At 46.0% G+C, this 2,646-nt stretch carries 4 protein-coding genes; all 4 read right to left on the bottom strand.

The genetic code is table 11. From position 1 onward, the window contains the following. Positions 1-616: hypothetical protein (locus tag WBJ10_RS12295; protein WP_424290706.1), on the bottom strand; the 616-nt coding region annotated here is incomplete at its 3' end. Continuing rightward, positions 606-1,262 carry a DUF6266 family protein gene (locus WBJ10_RS12300; protein ID WP_424290708.1) on the bottom strand — a complete coding sequence of 219 codons (657 nt, stop codon included), beginning with the start codon at positions 1,260-1,262 and terminating at the stop codon, positions 606-608. The genes WBJ10_RS12300 and WBJ10_RS12295, both read right to left, overlap by 11 nt. Positions 1,263-1,450: 188 nt before the next feature. Next, positions 1,451-1,819, bottom strand: a complete 369-nt coding sequence (locus WBJ10_RS12305) for a hypothetical protein (protein WP_424290710.1) — start codon at positions 1,817-1,819, stop codon at positions 1,451-1,453. A gap of 150 nt (positions 1,820-1,969) precedes the next feature. Next, positions 1,970-2,614 carry a DUF6266 family protein gene (locus WBJ10_RS12310; protein ID WP_424290712.1) on the bottom strand — a complete coding sequence of 215 codons (645 nt, stop codon included), beginning with the start codon at positions 2,612-2,614 and terminating at the stop codon, positions 1,970-1,972. Positions 2,615-2,646: the final 32 nt, after the last annotated feature.

The following is a 2,646-nucleotide window of genomic DNA, read 5'->3' on the forward strand; positions in this document are numbered from 1 at the left end:
GCCAGGTACCATCCCATTGATCGATAAAGCCAACGTGGGCGATGCGGCGTTTTTCGGGGAAGTAGAGACCGAAGATGTCGCCGGTGGCAGGATTTAAATTATTGCGAAATCCACCCCCTGCCTCCGCCGGCGGGGGATATGCAAAGCGCCTAGGCGAGCCGGTTCCATTGATGTTACTGTGAATAAATCCGTGCGGTTCTACCGGCACCAATCTTTGTTCTTTGCTCTTTGTTCCTTGTTCTTCCCGGCTCCATATTACACGCCTTTCCTTAAACAAATCCGGCGTCCACCCCGACTTAGGGTTCCCCACCCCAGCCTTCCCATACACCCAGCACACAAAAGCCGCACACCAAGGGTTTCCTTTTGGAAGGTTTACATATTTTAAATACTTCTCTACTTCCGGGCCTGAGTTCGGCTGTTTTTCGCGGATGCCGATCTGGGAGGTATAAATGTCCTTTACTCTGGCAACAGTCGGATCCATCTGTATTTTTCCTGGTTGCACACGAATATTCAAAGGAACGGTTGACATTGCAAACAAAACTATTGCCGGGAATATGACCGGAAGAATGGAGACGTAAGACCTTAGGCCTCCATTCATTGAATGTTCAGTTTTCATAAGATGCCGTCTTATTAACGTTTACTTCCCCAAGAAACTCGCTGTCGGAATATGCCTTGCGATTCGCTGATCTGAAAGCGATCCAGATCTGCGACCTTTCTCCTCCTTCCGGGGAATCCATCATCAGGAGACAGGATTCATCCATGCGGGAACAATTTGCTATAGACAAAAGCCATTTCCCTGTATTGTTGGAATACATCATTACAATGAGTTCGTCGTCCAGAGAAGTGCCACTGCCGCACATATCCCAGTTGATATAAACTCTGTTTGAATGTTCCTTCTGCTCCATCACAGCTCGAGAATGAGGAAGACTACCTTTTATGAGCTGGACTTTGGAAAAGTCGATTTCGAATTTCGGATACTTACCTATGATTGCTTCGCTAAGAATTCTGCGGATAAGCATGTCGGAGCCCGCCTTTTTCCTGTTGATAAGCTTGTAACTTTGGTTAACCAATTTCGCCACAGGCGAAGCAAAGGCTACAGCCAGACCGAATTTGGCCCGCTGAATTTCTTGCTTCAGCGTGGGCGCTTTTTTTGATTTGATTGGTGCGCGGCGAACATAGTTCTTTCCGCGATAAATATAGTAGACCAGATTTCCGACCTTGCCGGATACGGGTCCATTGATGCCGAGATGTAAGTGTGCCATGTTTTTTGTTTGGTTGTTGGTTGTTGGTTGTTAGTTGTTAGTGGTTGGTTGTTAGTTGTTGGTTGTTGGTTGTTGGGCTGGGCGGATAAAGGACCGTCTTGATTCTTGGTACTTGGCTCTTTGCTATAAACAGGTTTTTCATTCTCAAGCTGGTTCGTGTCCTTGCTCCTTGTTCCTTGTTCCTTTATCTAAATAAAAGCCCCTAATACCTCAATAAACCCGTACAAAACCACCAAATAAAATCCCAAATAAATCACCACCTTCTGTCCTGCCGTTAGCGATCTAAAGTTGCTTTCAAAGCTGTGATCGGAGTAGTGAGCAAATACAGGCCAGATGGTTTTAATGATCCACCAGGTCGCTGATTTGAAGATCAGGATTGCGCATACAGCCAGGATTATCGCACTGATAATCCCGGGATCGATGGCTGCCGCTGTAGCATCTATTTGCCGGATGAAGTAAGGGTAAAAGAGAAAGATTAATATGATTACGATGATCCCTCCTGCTTCCTTTCTTAAAGGAAAATGCCATGGGAAGTAGAATTTTTGAATGAGTTCCATTTTTTTTGGTTTTTAGTTGTTAGTTGTTAGTTGTTAGACTGGGCGGATAAAAGGCGGGGCTCCTCACCCTCGTTTTGTCATTGCGAGGCACGAAGCAATCTCTCATCTGGATTGCTTCGTCGTAACCTCCTCGCAAAGACAGCGTATTAATTACGCCACCACAATCTCTCCCGCATGAATGCTGGTAGAAAAGGTTTTCTTGTCGGGCGTCATGAACGCTATCCAAACCTGAACTGTGTCGCCGGAGAATTCAGCAGGCAGAAGGATTGTTTCTGCTATTGCATTTCTAAGTGCGCCGTTCTCGAGGTTGAATACAAACACTGATTTTGCTGGGTTGTAAATCAATACTACAGCTTTGTCAGTTGCCTTCGCAGTTCCCGAATCCGAGTTGTCATCCCAGCTGATGCTGATCTCTCCAGGTGTAACTGAAGAAGCAAGCACGCCATAGACCCCGGTAAGGCTACCTTTACTGAAGAAGATCTTCGTGTAGTCGATCTCAAAATCCGGGTATACGCCCATGATGGCGTCTGACATCATCTCAGCAATAGCCACATTGTATCCGGTTTTCCTGGTTGCGAGGCTTTTATAGCCCAGGTTTACCAGGCTGCTCACCGGACCAAGAAATCCATTGACAAGTCCAAACTTCGACCGGTGGATCAACTGCAAATCAGAGGGTGCCTTGCTTGAAGGCCTTGGCAAACTCCGCATATAATCGATCCCATTCCAGGAGCTTCCAATTACAGTTCCGACCTTGCCGGAAAAGGCTCCTAGTATTCCTTTATTGTATTTTCCCATTTTTTCTAATTTTTAAGGGTTAAAAAATAAAC

The organism is Daejeonella sp. (genome assembly GCF_049655485.1).
GTDB lineage: Bacteria > Bacteroidota > Bacteroidia > Sphingobacteriales > Sphingobacteriaceae > Daejeonella.